A 16503-nucleotide genomic window follows, 5' to 3' on the forward strand; every position below is an offset into this window, starting at 1 on the left:
CATGCTGATCGGCATAGGCTCCGACCTGTGCGATGTCAGGCGGATCGAGACGGTACTGGCGCGTCATGATGGCAGGTTCCTGAAACGGGTCTTCACGGACCGGGAACAGGCAGCAGCGGAGCGCAGGCAGGGAACCGCCCGACTGGGTACCTACGCCAAGCGCTGGGCGGCGAAGGAAGCCTGTGCGAAGGCGCTGGGTACGGGGTTCGCGCAGGGCGTGTTCCATCACGACATGGGGGTTGAAAACCTGCCCGGTGGCCAGCCTGTCATGCGGCTGACCGGCGGTGCGCTGGCGCGGCTGGAAACGCTGCTGCCTGCCGGACATGCCGCGCGGATTTTCCTGACGATGACGGACGAGCATCCCTATGCCTTCGCGCAGGTCATGATCATGGCGGAAAAGGCCGCCGCGGACTGATCCCATTCCCTTCCGCAAGGGCAATGCTTGACACGGCGGGGGTGCGTGGGCTTGATCCGCACGTTATTCGTCCGGCGGTCCGTGCCCGGTCGATACCAGATCCGGATTAAAGAGCGCTTATGCCAATGGACGATAACAAGACATTTTCTTCCTCTCCCAAGGCCGGGACATCGCGCCGCGAGGGCGGTCTGCTTGAACTGCTGCGCACCATCGTCATTGCCGGGGTGCTGGCCATCAGTGTGCGTACCGTACTGTTTGAGCCGTTCAATATCCCCTCCGCCTCCATGATCCCGACGCTACAGGTGGGCGATTATGTGTGGGTGGCAAAATACAGCTACGGCTATTCCCGCTTTTCTCTGCCCGGTTCGCCAAACCTGTTCGAAGGCCGGATATTCAACAGCCTGCCCCATCGTGGCGACGTGGCCGTGTTCCGGTTCACCAAGGATACGTCCATTGATTACATCAAGCGCATTGTCGGCCTGCCCGGCGATGTGATCCAGATGCGTATGGGCAGGCTTTACCTCAACGGTCAGGAAGTCCCGCGTGAGCCGGAAGGCGAATATGTGGCGATCGATGAACACCGCACCCACATGGAAGGGGATCGCTACCGCGAGATCCTGCCCGGTAGTGGCGGTCATGGGCCGGTTGCGCATGATATCCTGAAACTGACGGATGAGGGCGGCAAGAACGACACGCCGGAATATGTCGTGCCGCCGGGCTATTTCTTCGCCATGGGCGACAACCGCGATGATAGCGCCGACAGCCGCTTCATGGGGGACGAGCCGCAGGATCTGGGCTTCGTGCCCATGGAAAATCTGGTCGGGCAGGCGAAATGGATCTTCATGTCCGTTGATGGCGCGCATCCGTTCTGGCAGTTCTGGTACTGGCCTGCTGAAATCCGGTGGAACAGACTGTTCATGGGGGTTCGCTGATATGCAGGCGGCAGGTGTGCCCGCAGCCGAAATCAAACGGCTGGAAGGGTGTCTTGGCTACCATTTCACCCGGCCCGAACTGTTGCTGCGCGCCCTGACGCACCGCTCCGCCGCGCATGAGCGCAATGGCGGCAGGCGCGCGCGTCAGGGCACGGCGCAGCGTGGGGCCGGGTCCAACGAACGGCTGGAATTCATAGGCGACCGCGTGCTGGGCCTGCTTATGGCGGAATGGCTGCTCGAACGCTTCCCCGATGAGCAGGAAGGCGCGCTTGGCCCCCGGCACGCGCATCTGGTTTCGCGCACGGTGCTGGCCCGGATTGCGCAGGATATGGGGCTTCATTCCGCGCTGGACGTAGCCGAGCACGAGGCGCGTGCCGGGGTGCGCCAGACCGCCAATGTGCTGGCGGATGCGGTGGAAGCCATCCTTGGCGCCATTTATCTGGATGGCGGGCTGGACCCCGCGCGTGGCTTCGTGCGGCGGGTATGGAATGAATCCATCGTGGCGCAGGCCAGGCCGCCCAAGGACCCCAAGACCGCATTGCAGGAATGGGTGCTGGCGCGCGCGCTGCCTTTGCCGCAGTACCGCGTTGTATCATCGGATGGCCCATCGCATGCGCCGCGTTTCGTCATTGCGGTGGACGCACAGGGAAAAACCGGGCAGGGCGTAGCCGGAAGCAAGCGCGCGGCCGAAAGCGACGCCGCATCCGACCTGCTGCGCCAGCTTGGCGCGGACAGGCAGGCCAACGCCTCCACGCACCGTAAAGGGCACGAATAATGACTGGGCTGGATCAGGACAACACGACACGCTGCGGGTTCGTGGCCATTGTGGGGGCGCCCAACGCGGGCAAGTCCACATTGCTCAACCGCATGGCGGGGACCAAGCTGTCCATCGTCAGCCCCAAGGCGCAGACGACGCGCTTTCGGGTGCTGGGCATCCTCATGCGCCAGCAGACGCAGATGCTGCTGGTTGACACGCCGGGCATCTTCCAGCCGAAGCGCAAGCTCGACCGTGCCATGGTCGCTGCCGCGTGGACGGGTTCGGAAGATGCGGACATCACCATGCTGATCGTCGATGCGCGCGCGGGCATGACCGATGCGCTGCGTGCCATCGCCACCCGCCTTGCGGAACAGAAGCGCAGGCTGTGGCTGGTGCTGAACAAGACCGATCTGGTGCGGCGCGACGCGCTGCTGCCGCTGACGGCGGAACTGTCCACCATCCTGCCGGTGGAGCATGTGTTCATGGTCAGCGCCCGCTCAGGCGAAGGGGTGGACGACCTTATGGACCGTCTGGCGACCGAACTGCCCCTCGGGCCCTATCTCTACCCCGAAGATGACCTGACCGACCTGCCTGACCGCCTGCTCGCGGCCGAACTGGTGCGTGAGCAGATATTCCTGCAGACGCATGAGGAAGTGCCGTATTCCGCCACTGCCGAGACCGAAGGGTTTGAAGAACGGCCCGATGGCTCGGTCCGCATCGATGTCACCATCTACGTGGCGCGGGCGTCGCACAAGGCGATCCTGATTGGCGAACGCGGCAGCCGGATTCGCGCCATAGGCGAAAAGGCGCGGCGCGAACTGGGCCGCCTGCTGGGGCGCACATGCCATCTTTTCCTGAATGTGAAGGAACGCGCCGGATGGGATGAGGAGCGCGCCCGCCTGCGCGCCATCGGCTTGGATGACGCATCCTGAATCCTTAAAAGAGGGGCATCATCGGCTTGTGGGGGGGGGCTTCCCTCTATATGACAGGGCATGGCCGGGTGGCCTGCCCGTTCCTTGCCCTGTTTGCCTGATCTGTTCCGAGGACCAATGACCCAGCCCGTCAAACCCCACGTTCCCCCCTACAAGCGCGTCCTTCTGAAGGTATCGGGGGAGGCCCTGATGGGCAGCGGGTCGTACGGGGTCGATCCGGCGACGGTCGATGGCATCGCGGCAGATGTCGCAGCGGTCGCCAGCACGGGTATCGAGGTCTGTCTGGTCATTGGCGGCGGGAACATCTTCCGTGGCATGGCCGCAGCAGCCCGTGGCATGGACCGCGCCCAGGGCGATTACGCCGGGATGCTGGCCACCGTCATCAATGCGCTGCTCATGCAGAATTCGCTCGAACGCCACGGCGTGCCCACGCGCGTCATGACCGCCATCCACATGTCCTCCATTGCCGAACCCTATATCCGCCGCCGCGCGGTCAGACACATGGAAAAGGGCCGCGTGGTCATTTTCGCCGCCGGCACCGGCAACCCGTTCTTCACGACCGATACGGGGGCTGCGCTGCGTGCGGCGGAAATGGAATGTGACGCCCTGTTCAAGGGTACGCAGGTTGACGGCGTCTATTCAGACGATCCGCGCAAGAACCCTGACGCGCAGCGTTATGATACCCTGACCTACCGTGACGTGCTGGCCAATGACCTCAATGTCATGGATGCGGCGGCCATCAGCCTTGCGCGTGAAAACCGGCTGCCTATCGTGGTATTCAACATTCACGAACCTGATGCCTTTTCCCGCGTCATGCGGGGCGAGGGACGTTTCACCACCATCGTGACGGCGGACTGAAGCAGGACCATCCCTGTTTGCGCATGGGCTGTCATGCCCGGTGGATAGAGAATTAGAAGGAGGGCCACAGTGTCTGTCGATCAGAAAACTTTGCTGGCGGATCTGACCCGCCGTATGGACGGCGCGATTGAAAGCCTGCGTCGTGATTTCGCCGGCCTGCGTTCTGGCCGTGCCAGCCCGGCGCTGCTGGAACCGGTGCGCGTTGAAGCCTATGGCGGCGAAGTGCCGCTGACGCAGGTCGGCTCCATCGCCGTGCCGGAAGCGCGCATGCTGACGGTGCAGGTATGGGATCGCACGCTGGTTGGCGCGGTTGAACGCGCCATCCGCGATGCCGGTCTGGGCCTGAACCCGGCGGCTGATGGCCAGACGGTGCGCGTGCCCATTCCCCAGCTTACGGAAGAACGCCGTAACGAACTGGCCCGCGCCGCCGGCAAATATGCTGAAAATGGCAAGATCGCCGTACGTGGCGTCCGTCGTGACGGCATGGACCAGAGCAAGAAGCTGGAAAAGAGCGGCGACATCAGCGAAGACGACGTGAAGGTCTGGTCGGATGCGATCCAGAAGCTGACCGATCAGTACGTCAAGCGTGTTGACGAACTGCTGAGTGAAAAAGAACGCGAGATCAAGCAGGTCTGATCGATTCGTGCGCGCAGCATCCGCCCCGTTTTTCCCCGTGCGTGACTGAGGAGGACGACCAGCTCTTGTCCGGGTCAGATCATCGTGCTGCAGCCCCTGTGTGCCTGCCGGAGCATGTTGCCATCATCATGGATGGCAACGGGCGCTGGGCGAACATGCGGGGCCTGCCACTGCTTGCGGGCCACCGCGCGGGCGGGGAAGCCGTGCAGCGTACGGTGCGCGCCGCCATCAGGCGGGGTGTGAAATGGGTCACGCTTTACGCCTTTTCATCGGAAAACTGGCGGCGCACGCCCGGTGAGGTCGCGGACCTGACGGGTCTGCTGCGCTATTACCTGCGGCACAAGGTGGCCGAACTGTCGCGCGAAGGCGTGCGGCTGCGAGTCATCGGCGATCTGTCGCGCTTTCCCGACGATGTCCAGAACGAAGCCCGGCTGGCTGAAAAGGTCACGGCGGGCAACGACACGCTGGTGCTGGTGCTGGCCCTGTCCTATGGCGGGCGGGCCGACATCGTGCAGGCTGCCGCCCGGATGGCGCAGGCGGTCGCGCGCGGGGAGCTTGAAGCCAGTGCGATAGACGAGACGGTTTTCGCAACCGCCCTGCAGACAGCAGGCATGCCGGACCCGGATATGGTTGTACGGACCAGCGGGGAATGTCGCCTGTCCAACTTCCTGCTGTGGCAGTCGGCCTATGCCGAACTGGTTTTTCTCGAAACGCCCTGGCCGGATTTTGACGAAACGCATTTCGATACCGTGCTGGATATCTACTCACGGCGTGAAAGGCGATTCGGTGCCCGGCCAGTCTGCAAATAATGGTGCGTCCCCGACCGGGACTGCGCCGAAGAAATCCACCAACTGGAAAGACCTCCGCGCCCGCGTGATCTCGGCTGCCGTGCTGGTGCCGTTCGCGGGGCTGTGCGTGTGGGCGGGCGGACTGGTCTATGGCGGTCTGATCGTGCTGGCCATGGCGGGCATGGCGGTCGAATGGGCGCGGATGTTCGGCTATGGTCTGGACACGCGGCGCGGTCAGCTCAGTCTGGCATGGGCGGTGTGTATCGGAATTGCCGCGATCGCGGGGCACTGGGGCGGTGCGCTGCTGGTCATGCTGTCGGCCCTTGTGCTGGGTCCGGCGCTGGGGGCGGGGCAGGTTGCCATTGGCTGTGCGGGGCTGTCCCTTCTGTGGCTACGTTACATGAGCGAACCGGGGGCGGGTGTTGTCCTGTTCCTTGTCGCCTGCGTGGCGCTGAGCGACACGGGTGCGTACATGGCCGGGCGTATTTTTGGTGGCCCCAAGCTGGCCCCGCGCATCTCGCCCGCCAAGACATGGTCGGGGTCGGCTGGTGGCCTGCTCAGCGCCGTGCTGGGGGGCATGCTGATCGCGGGCCTCATGCCCGGTGCGCTGCCGGGTGCGGTATGGCGCGGTGCGGTATTCGGCGCGCTTGTCGCCATCGCGGCCCAGACCGGCGACCTTGCGGAAAGTGCGCTCAAGCGTGCGCGTGGCGTGAAGGATTCGGGCACGATCCTGCCGGGTCATGGCGGGCTGCTGGATCGTTTTGATGGCCTGCTGGTTGCGGCCCCCATGGCGGCCCTGCTGTCTTTGGGGGCAGTCGGTCGGGCGGCTTTCTGGTATGTGGGGCAGCGCTGAAGGCGCGGCCATGCCTGCGGGGCGGGCCATGAAAAGTTTTAGGGAATGACGCGATAATGAAGACAGTTTCCGTTCTGGGCAGTACGGGCAGCATCGGCTGTTCCACCGTTGACCTGCTGCTTCAGGCGCCGGGGCAGTTCCGTACCGGCGCGCTGGTGGGGGGGCGGAATGTCGCCCGTCTGGCCGAGCAGGCGCGGGCATTGGGCGCGCAGCGCGCGGTCATCGCGGACGAGAAGCTGCTGCCTGAACTGGAAACCCTGCTTGCGGGCAGTGGCGTGGAAACAGCCGGTGGCCGTGAAGCGGTAATCGAAGCGGCAGCCCTGCCGGTGGACTGGACCATGGCGGCCATTACCGGGGCGACCGGGCTGGAACCGACCCTTGCGGCGGTGCGCAACGGCCGGTCCGTGGCGCTGGCGAACAAGGAAGCGCTGGTCTGCGCGGGTGATGTCATGCTCCGCGCCGTAGCGGACGCGGGTGCGACCCTGCTGCCCGTCGATTCCGAACATAACGCCGTATTCCAGTCCATGGCTGACAAGCAGGCGGATGAGGTCGAACAGATCATCCTGACCGCATCGGGCGGTCCCTTCCGCCGTGCCAGTCTGGAAGAAATGGAAAAGGCCCCGCTTGAAGCCGCACTCAAGCATCCCACATGGACGATGGGCGCCAAGATCACCATTGATTCTGCCACCATGTTCAACAAGGGGCTGGAACTGATTGAGGCCGCGCGTCTGTTCAACGTGACGGAAGACAGGCTGGGCGTGGTCGTGCATCCGCAGTCCGTGGTGCATGGCATGGTGCAGTATACCGATGGTTCCATCGTGGCGCAGCTTGGCTCGGCGGACATGCGTATCCCCATCGCCCACACGCTGGCATGGCCGCAACGCATGCCGACCAATTCGCCGCGTCTGGATCTGGCGACGCTGGCCCACCTTGATTTCGAAGCCCCGGATGAAGTCCGTTTCCCCGCATTGCGCCTTGCGCGCGAATCCCTGCGGACCGGGGGGGCAATGCCCGCCATCCTGTCCGGGGCCAATGAAATTGCGGTTGAAGCCTTCCTGAAGCGCGAAATCGGTTTTCTGGATATTGCACGCATTGTCGAGGATGTGATGCAATCAATCGGCGCACAGCGGGCCGATACGCTGGAAGAAGTACTGCACTGGGATAGCGAAGCCCGTCGTGTAGCGCGCCTTCGCACGGTTGCCCGCGCCGCCTGATGTGATTCTGGATGGTCTTTCGGGCCGTCGGGAGATAGCGTAGCGATCATGCATGATCTGATCCGGACTGTTCTGGCCTTCTCCCTCGTCCTGGGGGTTCTGGTTTTCATTCACGAACTTGGTCACTACCTCGCCGCCCGCTGGCGGGGTGTGCATGTCGAGGTCTTCTCGATCGGGTTTGGCCGTCCGCTCCTGCGCTGGCATGACAGCGTGGGCACGGAATGGCGGCTGTGTCCCGTGCCTCTGGGCGGCTACGTCCGCCCCCATGGATTCGAGGGGCCTGAAGACGCGACCGAGGAGCAGAAAGCCGCATGGCAGCCGGGTCGCACGTTTCATGACAAGCCGGTCCTGTCGCGTGCCATCGTGATCGTGGCGGGGCCTGTCTTCAATTTCATCCTCGCCATCGTCCTGTTTACCGGGCTGTTCGCCATGTCCGGTCAGCCGCATATCCTCAATCAGGTCGCGCAGGTGCTGCCGGGCAGTCCGGCCGCGACCGCGGGGGTGGAAAAGGGCGATGTCATCGTGCGTGTCGGCACCCATGCCGTGCGTGACGTGACCGACCTGCAATCCTTCGTCGGTGGCCAGCCCGATGTCGATACGACGCTTACGGTCCATCGGGGGGATGCAGACCAGACGCTGCCGGTTCATATCGGCAGCGTGGGGGATAAGGGGGAAGCCCGTCACGGTCAGATCGGCGTGTCCTTCGCAGCCGAGATCGGCAAACCGCAGTCCCTGCCCATGGCCTTCGTCTCCGCCGTGAAGGAGACATGGCATGTCTCCGTCCAGACGCTGGACGGCCTGTGGCAGATGATTACGGGCCAGCACAGCACCAAGGATCTGGGTGGTCCGCTGCGTATCGCCCAGATGTCGGGGCAGGTCGCGCAGTACGGATTTTCCAGCCTTGTCTCGTTCATGGCGCTGCTGTCGATCAACCTCGGGCTGATCAACCTGTTTCCCGTGCCGATTCTCGATGGGGGACGGCTGGTATTTTATATCTGCGAGGCCATACTGGGGCGGCCGGTTTCACGCCGTGTGCAGGAAATCAGTTTTCAGGCCGGTTTCGCACTTATTGCCGGGCTGTTCCTGTTCTCAACATTTAACGATCTGTCACATTTCGGGCTGTTTCAGTGGCTCGCCTCACGTGCCGGACAGGGCTAAGGTACGCTGAGTGATACAAGTGCTTGCACATTGTGACGGATATCGGATAGGTCCGCCACGAAAGCTGATACATGACAGGAAGGGAGCCGGCCCTCCATCCGGTCTTAATGCATGGCTGATCCGCATGCCGAGTGGTGAGGAATAGCGATTTTGTCGAGTAAACGTTCAGCGCTGCTTGCGTCTGTCTGCGTTGTGCCGCTGTTCGGGACGGCCAGTGCATACGCACAGGAAGAAGCGGCACAGAACACACCATTCGGTGGGGAAATGGCGCCGGGCGATGCGGAGCAGCAGGGGCCACAGGTCGAAGCGATCAAGCCGCCGCCGCTGGAAGACCCGATCGAGGCGGTGGACATCAAGGGCAACAGCCGGATCGAGACCAGCACCATCCTGTCCTACATGGTTGTCCAGCCCGGCGACCGTTTCAATCAGGATCTGCTCGACCGTTCGCTCAAGACCCTGTACGCCACCGGCCTGTTCCATGATGTAACCCTCAAGCGCGTTGGTAACGTGCTTGAGGTGCATGTGGTCGAGAACCCGATCGTCAACCGTATCGTGTTCGAGGGAAACCACGCGGCCAAGGACGATGACCTGACCAAGGTCATCTCGCTGCGTCCGCGCGCGGTCTATTCGCCCCAGGGCATTTCGGCCGACCGGAAGAAGATCCTGGGCGTCTATGCGGAAAAGGCGCGTTACGCCGCGACGGTTACGCCGCAGATCATCCGCCTTGCGCATAACCGCGTGGACGTGATCTTCCATATCAATGAAGCGCAGAAGACGCTGATCAAGAAGGTCACCTTCGTCGGCAACCACGCTTTCAGCAGCGCGGCGCTGGCTGGTGTCGTCTCCTCCAAGGAGACGGCGTGGTACCGCTTCTTTGCCTCAAGCGATCAGTACAGCCCCGAGCGTATCAAATACGATGCGGAACTGCTGCACCGCTTCTACCTGAAGAACGGCTTCGTCGATTTCCAGATCAAGAACGCCACGGGCGAACTGTCGCCGGACCGCAAGTCCTTCTACATCACCTATACGATGGAAGAAGGCCCGCGTTACCGCCTGAACAAGATGGATGTCCGTTCATCCCTGCGGCACGTAACCGCGGAGTCCATGCGCAAATACATCTCGCTGTTCCATAATCAGTGGTACGATGGCAGCGCGATCCAGCATAACGCGACCGACATGCAGGAAATGCTGCAGGGCAAGGGCTATCCCTTCGCCATGGTCCACCCGGAAATCGCCCGTAACCCGGAAAAGCATACGGTCAACCTGCTGTTTGACATCAGCGAAGGCCCCCGGATGTATGTCGAGCGCATCGACATCAACGGCAACACGATCACCGAGGACAAGGTGATCCGCCGCCAGTTGCCGATGGCCGAAGGCGACCCGTACACCCCGCTTGACCGCAAATACTCCAAGATGATCCTTGAGGATCTCGGCTTCTTCAAGACCGTCTCGATCGACCAGACCCCCGGTTCTGCGCCAGACAAGGTCAACATCTCGGCCGATGTGGTGGAGAAGCCAACGGGTGAGTTCTCGCTCGGTGGCGGGTATTCGACCGATGCGGGCGTGCTGGGTAACCTTGGCCTCAAGCAGCACAACCTGCTGGGCACGGGTATCGATGCGGGCTTCACCGGCACGGCGGCGTATTACGAGGAACAGGCCGACATCTCGCTGACGGACCCGTATTTCCTGAACCGCAACCTTGTGGCGGGTATCGACCTGTTCGGTATCCAGAACCGCTACATGACCTACCAGAGCTATTCCGAAGCGCGTATCGGCATGACCCTGCGTATGGGTTATTCCTATAACAACCACCTGTCGCAGTCGTGGAGCTATACGCTTACCGATCGTGATATCGGTGATACGTGGTCGGATTCGTCATATTACGTGCAGGACCAGAACGGCTGGTCGCTGCTGTCGCAGCTCAGCACCACGCTGACCTACGATACACGTGACCGCAGGCAGCAGCCGCATAAGGGCTTCGTGATCCGCGTGGGCGGTGACTTCGCCGGTATCGGCGGCAATGAACGCTACCTGCGTGGCAAGGTGGATGCCGCCTACTATATTCCGCTGGACAGCATCATGGGCAATCATGAATGGACGGTCAGTTTCCGTGGTGGCGCGGGCGACATCATGAACTGGGGCGGCGGTCGCAGCGATATCATCGATAACTTCTATCTGGGCGGTAACTCACTGCGTGGGTTCATGGATGGTGGTGTCGGGCCGCGAAGCTACGCCATCCCGGCGCGTGACGGTAACCCCATGCATTCGCAGCAGGACTTCCTTGGTGGCCGGTTCATGTATACCGCATCCGCCCAGGTAGACTTTCCCATTCCCTTTGCATCGGCCATGGGGATAAAAGGACGTTATTTCGTGGATATGGGTGGACTGGACGGATTGCGCGTCCGCCGCCGCTATACATCCATGAAGGACTGGCCCAAATATACGCCGGTCTATGACGATACGCTTACGCCCGTGGTATCCACCGGTGTAGGTGTGGCGTGGAAAAGTCCGTTCGGTCTTGTGAACATCGATCTGGGTGTGCCGCTGCATAAGGGCACGAACGACAGGACCCAGTTGCTCCGCTTTGGTTTCGGCCAACAATTCTGAGGTGATAATGTTGCGTAAATCCGGCATCCGTCTGCTTGCCGCAACCGCTCTGCTCGGGTGGGGATATCAGGCCATTTCGGGCGCGCATGCCCAGGCCGCCAACGGGAATGCGGGCTGGTTCGTGCCCAAGACGGCCCAGCCCGCAGCCCATGCCCCCCAGCATGAAGCGGCGCCGTCCCCGGTTCAGTTGCCAGCCTCCGCCGCCGATAGCGAGGAAGCGCAGTCGCAGAATCCACCCATCCTGCCGCAGCCGCCCGTGCCCAAGGCGCCGGATGTCGCCAAGAGCGCCCCGCCGCCAGCACCCATTATCGGCGTGATCAGCGTGCCCGAAGTCATGCGTCTGTCCTCTGCCGCGCAGCAGGCGGAGCGCGTTCTGGGGGCACGGCGTGATGACCTTGCCCGCGATGCGCAGAAGGAACAGGCTGGCTGGCGTGACGAGCAGCAGAAGCTACAGGGGCAGGCGCGGACCATGTCGTCCACCCAGATCCAGGCAAGCGAGCGCCAGTTGCAGGAACGCGTGCTGGCGGCGCAGAAGGATTTCCGCAATCGCAACCGCGTGATTCAGGAAGCGGCACAGGTTTCACTGGGTCAGATCGAGCGTGAACTGATCCAGATCATCCGGCAGGTCGCGGCCAGCCATGGCATGAACCTTGTGCTGCACCGTGAACAGGTGGCCCTGAGTCAGGAAAGCCTTGATATCACGCAGCAGGTTGCAAGCCAGCTCAATGGCGTGCTGCCCACCGTGTTCATCCCGGCTGCCGATGTCGATCCCGAAGTGCTGGCGAAGTCCGGCACCATGCCCACCACGGCGGATGCCGACAAGCCGGCTTCAGTCCCGACTCCCGCTGCCCCGGCAAAGCATTAAGGTCTGTTGCATGACCGTAATGCCGGATAACGTGCCGGGCGATCCGCGTTTTTTCATAACGCAGGGTCCCTTCGGGCTGGATGAACTGGCGCAGTGCAGCGGGGCTGAACTGCGCATGGCGGCGGATGGGGCCGGCGCCAGTCGTTTCACTGGTATCGCCCCCCTTCAGTCCGCCACGCGCGATCAGGTCAGCTTTCTCGATAACAGGCGCTATCTGCCCCTGCTGGAAGGCACACAGGCCGGGGCGGTGATCGTTGCTCCCGCCTTTGCCGACAAGGTGCCTGCCCATGCCGCCGTTCTGGTATCAAGGGCACCGTACCAGGCATGGGCCCGTGTCGCGTCCCGGTTCTACCCGCTTCCCCCGGTAAAGCCCGGTGTCCATCCGACAGCCGTAATCGGTGCAGGGTGCGAAATTGATCCGACAGCGGCCATCGGGCCGTTTACGGTGCTGGGTGAGCGGGTTCGTATTGGCGCGGGCGCGGATATCGGGTCGCATGTCAGCATCGGGGCGGGTGTGGAAATCGGTGCGCGCTGCCGTATTGGCGCGCATGTCGCCATTTCGCATGCGCTGCTGGGTGAACGCGTGACGCTGCTGCCCGGCGCACGGATTGGGCAGGACGGGTTCGGCTTCGCCGTAACGGCGGAAGGCTTCGAAACCGTGCCCCAGCTTGGTCGCGTCATACTGGAGGACGGGGTGGAGATCGGCGCCAATTCCACGGTCGATCGCGGCTCCATCCGCGATACCGTGATCGGCGCTGGCTCACGCCTCGACAATCTGGTGCAGATTGGCCATAATGCGCGGCTGGGACGGTGCTGTATCGTGGTGTCCCAGGCCGGTATTTCCGGTTCGACCGAACTGGGTGATTTCGTGACGGTTGCGGCGCAGGCCGGGCTGATCGGACATATCAAGATCGGTACCAAGGCCCGGATCGGCGCCCAGTGTGGCGTCATGTCCGATGTGGAGGCCGGAGCCGACGTGATCGGCAGTCCGGCCATGCCTTTTCGGGAGTTTTTCCGGAACGTGGCCTTTCTGCGCAGGATGGCCAGAAAAACGACGCAGGATGGAGGCGGCGAAAAGGCCACAAAGGCCTGATTGCCTGCCGCTGTCAGATATTCAACCGGCAGGAAGCCACTGTTTTCCCTCTGGTGGCAGGGTTCCTTCCTGACCGAACAAGTGGTTGGACGACGTGGATAAAGAAGTAGAGGCACAGCCCGCGGACGCAACACCTGCGACGCTGGAATCGATCGACATCATGCGGATAATGGAGGCGATCCCCCATCGCTATCCGTTCCTGCTGATCGACCGCATGGTTGATATCGTGATGGGGCAGTCGGCTGTCGGCATCAAGAATGTCACGGTTAACGAGCCGCATTTCCAGGGGCATTTCCCGGCGCGTCCCGTGATGCCCGGTGTCCTGATCATCGAGGCCATGGCCCAGACCGCCGCGACCCTCGTGGTGCTGACGCTGGGTGCCGCGTTTGAAGGCAAGCTGGTTTACTTCATGACGATCGATGGCGCGAAATTCCGCCGCCCCGTCGGCCCGGGCGACCAGCTTCGCATTCACGTCGAGAAAGAACGCAGCCGCGCCAATGTGTGGAAGTTCAAGGGTGTGGCGCGCGTCGATGGCGTATCCGTTGCAGAGGCGACGTTCAGCGCCATGATCATGGGGTAATTCCGCAGGAAACGGACGTACTGGCTTCCCCCCGCGCGGGCGGGCCGGACGTCGCCCTGTGGGTTGTGCCCACAGGGACTTGCGGGAAGGGAGGCTATTCTGGCTGAAAGTTCACCTAACGGTGCCCAAATGGATGACCGACGTGGCAAGGCGCCTGAGATTCATCCGTCCTCTATTGTTTCCAGCCGTGCCCGGATTGGCACTGGCGTACGTATCGGCCCGTGGTGTTCGGTCGGTCCCGATGTCGTAATCGGGGATAACGTCGAACTTGTCTCCCATGTGGTGATCGATGGCCATACCACGCTGGGCGAGGGGGTTGTCTGCTACCCGTTCACGACCGTAGGCATGGCCCCGCAGGACCTGAAATATCGGGGTGAGCCAACGTCGTGCATCATCGGCGCGCGTACCACAATTCGTGAAAATGTAACGATCCATCGCGGCACGGCGACCGGCACGGGCATTACCCGCGTGGGGGCCGACTGTCTCATCATGGCCAATTCCCATGTGGCCCATGACTGTACGCTGGGGCGTGGCGTGATCATCGTGAACAACGTGGTCATGGGTGGCCATGTGACCATTGGCGACGATGCCCGGATCATGGGGGCCGCTGCCCTGCATCAGTTCGTGCGTATCGGCCATGCCGCCCTTGTCGGGGGTGTATGTGGTGTCGAGGCCGATGTGATCCCGTATGGCAGCGTGCTGGGCAATCGCGCCCGACTGGTGGGTCTGCACTGGATCTGGCTGCGCCGTAACGGCGTCCAGCCCGAGGAAGTGCGGCGCATGCGTCAGGCCTTCCGTGCCCTGTATCCCAAGGCCGCCCATGCCACCGGCGCGGTTTTTCAGGACCGGCTGGAGCATGTCAGGCAGAGCTACGCCGATGATGCGCGCGTGGTCGAGATTCTTGATTTCATCGCAGCCCCCAGCCATCGCGGCCTGGTACGTGTTCAGAGCGGGGACATGATCGAGAGCGATGGCGCCTGATATTGCCGCGTATCGGCGGGAGACGGCCTGCGTCGGCATTCTGGCCGGTGGTGGTCCCCTGCCGGGGCAGGTCGCCCAGGCGGTTGAGCAGGCGGGCGGTCGCGTCTTTATCGTCGGCTTTCAGGGCTTTGCAGACCCGGATGTGATCGGCCGATGGCCACACCGCATGATCCGGCTTGCGGCCGCGGGGGAAATCCTGTCCGCGCTGCATGAACATGGCTGCCGTAACCTTGTGCTGATCGGGCCGGTGCGTCGGCCTTCCCTTATCAACCTGAGGCCGGATGCGACGGGCGCGCGTATTCTGGCGCGTATCGGCAAGGCCCTGTTTGCAGGCGATGACGGACTGCTGGGTGCCATCGTGCGCGTGCTGGGTGAGGAAGGCTTCACCATCCGGGGGGCGCATGAATATCTGTCCGGCTCCGTCGCGCGTCGTGGGGCGATGGGTGCAGTGACACCCGATGAAGCTGCCCGCGCCGATATCATGCTGGCCCGGAAAGTGATCCGGCGGCTGGGTGAACTGGATATCGGTCAGGGCTGCGTGGTGCAGGGCGGTCTCGTGCTGGCGGTGGAGGCACTGGAAGGCACGGATGGCATGCTCGAACGCGTGGCAGGTCTGCGGCAACCGGACCGCCCCGGTGGCGTTCTGGTCAAAATGGCCAAGCCGGGACAGGAACGCCGCGCTGATCTGCCCACAATAGGTCCGCGTACCCTTGCCGGTGTCATCGCGGCCGGATTGCGCGGTATCGCCATCGAGGCCGGGGCCACGCTGATTACCGATCCCGCCGCCTGCATCACCATGGCGAATGAAGCGGGACTTTTCCTGACCGGTATCGGTGGCGGGGATGAAAAAATAACCTGAAGGGAGAACGTAAAATGGGAAGCTACCTGCATACGATGGTGCGCGTCCGCAACCTTGATGCAAGCCTTGCCTTTTACCGGCTGCTGGGCATGCACGAACTGCGGCGCAAGGACGTGCCGGAAGGGAAGTATACCCTCGTTTTCATTGGTTATGGCGATAACGCTGCCGGACAGGCTGAAATCGAACTGACCTATAACTGGGGTCAGGATGACGGTTACGATGTGGGCACCGGATTCGGTCATTTTGCCGTGGGCGTGCCTGATGTCGCGGCCCTTGTGGAAAAGGTGCGTGCCGGGGGTGGCAAGGTCACGCGTGAAGCCGGGCCGGTCAAGTTTGGCACGACCGTCATCGCGTTTGTGGAAGACCCGGACGGCTACAAGATCGAACTGATCGAAAAGAAATAGCCGTCTCCATCCTGCATTCCCCGTTACGGCTGGCGCGATCCCAGCAGGCGGCGCATGGCGGCGAGTTCCGCCGTCGTGGCGTCGAGCGCGTCCAGAATGGCCTGTGCCGCCTTTCGTGTCCGTTCATCAGTACTCAGCGCCAGCGAATCCGCCTGCAGCATGGCCGGGGAAAGATGGCCCCGGATATCATGCAGGTGCTTGCGCAGCATTTCATTCAGGGCGGGTGCAGAGTCGCAGGCTGGGCTGGTCATGGAAAACATCCGGTTACGGGGGGAAGGGGCGGTCAGCATTGACGTTGCCTGAAAGCGGCAGTATAAGGCGCCGCTCGGGCCTTCCGTATGATATGGGGCCTGCTGGAATTTATTCCGTAACCTGTCTGTCATTGTCAATCTGGGAGTGCCGTTGTGAAGCGCACGTATCAACCCTCGAAGCTGGTCCGCAAGCGTCGCCACGGCTTCCGTTCGCGTATGGAAACCGTTGGTGGCCGCAAGGTTGTTGCAAACCGTCGCAGCAAGGGCCGCAAGCGTCTTTCTGCCTGAGGCAGGTGACGTCTGCACGTTCCGGGCGCCTG

19 protein-coding genes are annotated in these 16503 nt (G+C 62.7%); 18 read left to right on the plus strand and 1 reads right to left on the minus strand.

Annotation, left to right across the window (positions count from 1 at the left end):
• Position 1 precedes the first annotated feature (1 nt).
• The 17 genes from acpS (at position 2) to gloA (ending at position 15932) form a co-directional block, all read left to right on the plus strand.
• The gene (gene acpS / locus ACBR42_RS01080) at positions 2-415 is read left to right on the plus strand and encodes a holo-ACP synthase (protein WP_102324597.1); all 414 of its coding nucleotides are present in this window, start codon (positions 2-4) and stop codon (positions 413-415) included.
• 125 nt (positions 416-540) lie between these two features.
• Positions 541-1347 (plus strand): signal peptidase I, encoded by an 807-nt coding sequence (gene lepB / locus ACBR42_RS01085; RefSeq protein WP_102324596.1) that lies wholly within the window; start codon positions 541-543, stop codon positions 1345-1347.
• Position 1348: 1 nt separating this feature from the next.
• Positions 1349-2122, plus strand: a complete 774-nt coding sequence (gene rnc / locus ACBR42_RS01090; protein WP_102324595.1) for a ribonuclease III — start codon at positions 1349-1351, stop codon at positions 2120-2122.
• On the plus strand, positions 2122-3036 hold the full coding sequence (gene era / locus ACBR42_RS01095; protein WP_118962445.1) for a GTPase Era: 915 nt from the start codon (positions 2122-2124) through the stop codon (positions 3034-3036). The genes rnc and era overlap by 1 nt, the downstream gene beginning before the upstream one ends.
• Positions 3037-3153: 117 nt before the next feature.
• Positions 3154-3894: a UMP kinase gene (gene pyrH, locus ACBR42_RS01100; RefSeq protein WP_102324593.1), complete on the plus strand. Its 741-nt coding sequence runs from the start codon at positions 3154-3156 to the stop codon at positions 3892-3894.
• A 69-nt stretch (positions 3895-3963) separates the two neighbouring features.
• Positions 3964-4530: a ribosome recycling factor gene (frr, locus tag ACBR42_RS01105; protein ID WP_102324592.1), complete on the plus strand. Its 567-nt coding sequence runs from the start codon at positions 3964-3966 to the stop codon at positions 4528-4530.
• A 128-nt stretch (positions 4531-4658) separates the two neighbouring features.
• Positions 4659-5339 carry a polyprenyl diphosphate synthase gene (uppS, locus tag ACBR42_RS01110; protein ID WP_243705376.1) on the plus strand — a complete coding sequence of 227 codons (681 nt, stop codon included), beginning with the start codon at positions 4659-4661 and terminating at the stop codon, positions 5337-5339.
• The gene (locus tag ACBR42_RS01115) at positions 5302-6171 is read left to right on the plus strand and encodes a phosphatidate cytidylyltransferase (RefSeq protein WP_371207082.1); all 870 of its coding nucleotides are present in this window, start codon (positions 5302-5304) and stop codon (positions 6169-6171) included. Before uppS ends, ACBR42_RS01115 begins: the two co-directional genes overlap by 38 nt.
• Before the next feature lie 56 nt (positions 6172-6227).
• Complete coding sequence (gene dxr / locus ACBR42_RS01120; RefSeq protein ID WP_371207083.1) at positions 6228-7385, plus strand: 1-deoxy-D-xylulose-5-phosphate reductoisomerase; 1158 nt, start codon at positions 6228-6230, stop codon at positions 7383-7385.
• Between the two features lie 48 nt (positions 7386-7433).
• Positions 7434-8543 (plus strand): RIP metalloprotease RseP, encoded by a 1110-nt coding sequence (gene rseP / locus ACBR42_RS01125; RefSeq protein ID WP_371207084.1) that lies wholly within the window; start codon positions 7434-7436, stop codon positions 8541-8543.
• A 192-nt stretch (positions 8544-8735) separates the two neighbouring features.
• Positions 8736-11150 carry an outer membrane protein assembly factor BamA gene (gene bamA / locus ACBR42_RS01130; RefSeq protein ID WP_102324828.1) on the plus strand — a complete coding sequence of 805 codons (2415 nt, stop codon included), beginning with the start codon at positions 8736-8738 and terminating at the stop codon, positions 11148-11150.
• A 7-nt stretch (positions 11151-11157) separates the two neighbouring features.
• A complete protein-coding gene (locus ACBR42_RS01135; protein ID WP_102324829.1) occupies positions 11158-12015 on the plus strand; it encodes an OmpH family outer membrane protein in 858 nt (285 codons plus the stop codon).
• Positions 12016-12025: 10 nt separating this feature from the next.
• The gene (gene lpxD / locus ACBR42_RS01140; protein WP_174234074.1) at positions 12026-13108 is read left to right on the plus strand and encodes a UDP-3-O-(3-hydroxymyristoyl)glucosamine N-acyltransferase; all 1083 of its coding nucleotides are present in this window, start codon (positions 12026-12028) and stop codon (positions 13106-13108) included.
• Between the two features lie 94 nt (positions 13109-13202).
• Complete coding sequence (gene fabZ / locus ACBR42_RS01145) at positions 13203-13688, plus strand: 3-hydroxyacyl-ACP dehydratase FabZ (protein WP_102324827.1); 486 nt, start codon at positions 13203-13205, stop codon at positions 13686-13688.
• Positions 13689-13817: 129 nt separating this feature from the next.
• Positions 13818-14669, plus strand: coding sequence for an acyl-ACP--UDP-N-acetylglucosamine O-acyltransferase (gene lpxA, locus ACBR42_RS01150; RefSeq protein WP_102324586.1), 852 nt, complete (start codon positions 13818-13820; stop codon positions 14667-14669).
• On the plus strand, positions 14659-15528 hold the full coding sequence (locus ACBR42_RS01155) for an LpxI family protein (protein WP_132305700.1): 870 nt from the start codon (positions 14659-14661) through the stop codon (positions 15526-15528). The genes lpxA and ACBR42_RS01155 overlap by 11 nt, the downstream gene beginning before the upstream one ends.
• Positions 15529-15542: 14 nt before the next feature.
• Complete coding sequence (gene gloA / locus ACBR42_RS01160) at positions 15543-15932, plus strand: lactoylglutathione lyase (protein WP_102324584.1); 390 nt, start codon at positions 15543-15545, stop codon at positions 15930-15932.
• Between the two features lie 23 nt (positions 15933-15955).
• Here the strand turns inward: gloA and ACBR42_RS01165 are convergent, their stop codons facing one another.
• A complete protein-coding gene (locus ACBR42_RS01165) occupies positions 15956-16183 on the minus strand; it encodes a hypothetical protein (protein WP_102324826.1) in 228 nt (75 codons plus the stop codon).
• Positions 16184-16336: 153 nt separating this feature from the next.
• Here ACBR42_RS01165 and rpmH point away from each other — a divergent pair, with 153 nt between their 5' ends.
• Positions 16337-16471: a 50S ribosomal protein L34 gene (rpmH, locus tag ACBR42_RS01170; protein ID WP_007399178.1), complete on the plus strand. Its 135-nt coding sequence runs from the start codon at positions 16337-16339 to the stop codon at positions 16469-16471.
• Positions 16472-16503 lie beyond the last annotated feature (32 nt).

It is taken from the genome of Komagataeibacter sp. SM21 (genome assembly GCF_041402665.1).
In the GTDB taxonomy this organism is placed as follows: Bacteria; Pseudomonadota; Alphaproteobacteria; order Acetobacterales; family Acetobacteraceae; genus Komagataeibacter; species Komagataeibacter saccharivorans.